This is a genomic window from Oleiagrimonas sp., from assembly GCF_027858935.1.
Classification (GTDB): domain Bacteria; phylum Pseudomonadota; class Gammaproteobacteria; order Xanthomonadales; family Rhodanobacteraceae; genus Oleiagrimonas.
The window spans coordinates 1-2,811 of sequence record NZ_JAQIBU010000130.1 but is presented as its reverse complement, the minus strand read 5'-3'; the positions used below and the strand labels follow the sequence as shown (position 1 = coordinate 2,811).

Here is a 2,811-nt window from a genome sequence, read left to right as displayed (position 1 = left end):
CTGGGTAGCGCATCCGGGTCGAGCGCAAGCTGTTGCGCCGCCAGCGCGACCTGGGTGCGGTTGTGCACGCCAAGCTTGCGCATGATGGCGGTCATGTGCGCCTTGACCGTGGCTTCGGTGACACCGAGTTCGTAGGCGATCTGCTTGTTCAGCAGCCCATCGGCCAGCATGGTCAGCACGCGAAACTGCTGCGGCGTGAGCTGGCTGATCCGGGTGGCGACATCGACTTCGTCGGGCTTGAGCAATGCGGCATGTCCGGTCTGCAGCGAGGCCGGCAGCCATACGTCGCCATCCAGCACGGCCCGGATGGCGGCACCGATCTCCTCGACGGGTGCCGATTTGGGGATGTAGGCCGAAGCGCCATGGGCCAGCGCGCGACGGGCGACGCTGGCGCCCTCCAGCGCCGAGACCACGATGATGGGCAGGCCCGGATGGCTGCCGCGCAGATGCACCAGCGCGGAGTAGCCATGCGCACCGGGCATGTGCAGGTCCAGCAACAACAGGTCTGCATCCGGGCGGTCCTCGACCAGCTCCTGCAAGGCCAGCACGCTGTCGGCACTGTGCACCACGGCCGAAGGCAGGGCGGCCGAGACTGCGCGCTCCAGGGCGTCCCGGAACAGTGGATGATCGTCGGCGATGAGAATGTCGGACATCATCGGATCAGCCCCCAGGACGCCGCGCGAGATCGTCCGCGATGCAGCGCGCAACGGCCCGCAACACGGCGCGACCGCAACAGCCCGGAGCCGGATGCATCCGGCCAGATTTCGTCATTCCCTTCACGCGCAGCCTCCTCCATTGAGCGATATGGGACTATTTGACCAGTCGTTCCTTCACCAGTTTCTCGACCACGCTGGGGTCGGCCAGCGTGGAAGTGTCGCCGAGCTGGTCGGGATGGTTTTCGGCAATCTTGCGCAGGATACGCCGCATGATCTTGCCCGAACGCGTCTTGGGCAAGCCGCTCGACCACTGCACGAAGTCCGGCGAGGCCATCGCGCCGATATCCTTGCGCACGCAGTCGACCAGTTCCTTGCGCAATGCCTCGCTAGGCTCCACCGATGCATTGAGCGTGACATAGGCGTAGATACCCTGCCCCTTGATCTCATGCGGGCAACCGACCACGGCGGCCTCGGCCACCTGGGGATGCGCAACCAGGGCGCTTTCCACTTCGGCCGTGCCAATGCGATGACCGGACACATTGATCACGTCGTCGACGCGGCCGGTGATCCAGTAGTAGCCGTCTTCATCGCGACGCACGCCGTCGCCGGTGAAGTAGTTGCCCGGATAGGTCTTGAAGTAGGTGTCGATGAAGCGCTGGTGGTCCCCGTAGACGGTACGCATCTGGCCGGGCCAGGAATCGGTGATGATGAGGTTGCCCGAGCATTCCCCCTGCATCAGGCTGCCCTCGGCATCGACCACCGCCGGCTGGATGCCGAAGAACGGCTTGGTCGCCGATCCCGGCTTGGTTGCCGTGGCGCCGGGCAGCGGCGTAATCAGGATGCCGCCGGTTTCGGTCTGCCACCAGGTATCGACAATCGGGCAACGTTCCTCGCCGACCACGTGGTAATACCACTCCCAGGCTTCCGGATTGATCGGCTCGCCGACCGTGCCCAGCACGCGAAGGCTCTTGCGCGAGGTCTTCTTGACCGGACCGTCGCCATCCCTCATCAACGCGCGAATGGCCGTGGGCGCGGTGTAGAACAGCGTGATCTTGTGCTTGTCGACCACCTGCCAGAAACGGCTGGTATCGGGATAGTTGGGCACGCCGTCGAACATCACCGTGGTCGCGCCGTTGCACAAGGGCCCGTAGACCACGTAACTGTGGCCGGTGATCCAGCCCACGTCCGCGGTGCACCAGAAGACATCATCCTCGCGCAGGTCGAACACGCACTCGTGGGTGTAGCTGGTGTAGACCAGATACCCGCCGGTGGTATGCAGCACGCCCTTGGGCTTGCCGGTGGACCCGGACGTATACAGGATGAACAACGGATCTTCGGCATTCATCGGTTCCGGCGGGCAATCGATGGACTGGCCTTCGATCAGGTCGTGGTACCAACGGTCGCGCGGCGACTGCACGTTGATGCTGCCACCGGTGCGACGCACCACCACCACCGTCTCGACGCAGGCCGTGCCTTCGCGTTCCAGCGCGCCATCGACGTTGGCCTTGAGCGGAATCTTCTTGCCGCCGCGCACCCCCTCGTCGGCGGTGATGACCATCTTGCACTCGGAGTCGGCGATGCGGCCGGCCAGCGAATCGGGCGAGAACCCGCCGAACACCACCGAATGCACTGCACCGATGCGGGCGCAGGCCAGCATCGCCACGCCGGCTTCCGGAATCATCGGCATGTAGATGGCCACGCGGTCACCCTTGGCAATGCCCAGCTTGCGCAGGGCATTGGCAAACTTGCAGACCTCGGCGTATAGCTGACGGTAGGTCATGCTGCGGGACTCACCGGGATCATCGCCCTCGAAGATCACCGCGACCTTGTCGCCGCGTTTGTCCAGATGGCGATCCAGGCAGTTGGCGGAAATATTCAGCACGCCGTCCTCGTACCAGCGGATGTGGACATTGCCGGGTTTGAAGGACACGTCCTTGATCCTGGTCGGCGGCTTGATCCAGTCCACGCGTTTTGCAACGTTTTTCCAGAAGGCTTCGGGATCCTTGATGGACTGCGCGTACAGCTGATCGTAATCGTCCGCTGTGATGCGCGCCTTGCTGGCGAATTCGGGCTTGACCGGATACTGCTTGGACATGACGGGCCTCCTGGAATGAAACGCGGCGACACGGGTTGGCATGGACCGCGCAGCCGGAAT

2 protein-coding genes are annotated in these 2,811 nt (G+C 64.1%); both read right to left on the bottom strand.

The features are described 5' to 3' along the window. The coding region (locus PF446_RS05000; RefSeq protein ID WP_298070149.1) for a response regulator transcription factor at positions 1 to 653 on the bottom strand (653 nt) is incomplete at its 3' end. 157 nt (positions 654 to 810) lie between these two features. Further along, entirely contained in the window at positions 811 to 2,751 is a 1,941-nt protein-coding gene (acs, locus tag PF446_RS04995) for an acetate--CoA ligase (RefSeq protein ID WP_298070148.1), read from the bottom strand. Positions 2,752 to 2,811: the final 60 nt, after the last annotated feature.

Bases quoted from the DNA above. Each gene is read 5' to 3' on its own strand.
- acs (WP_298070148.1), bottom strand. From the start codon at position 2,751: ATGTCCAAGCAGTATCCGGTCAAGCCCGAATTCGCCAGCAAGGCGCGC.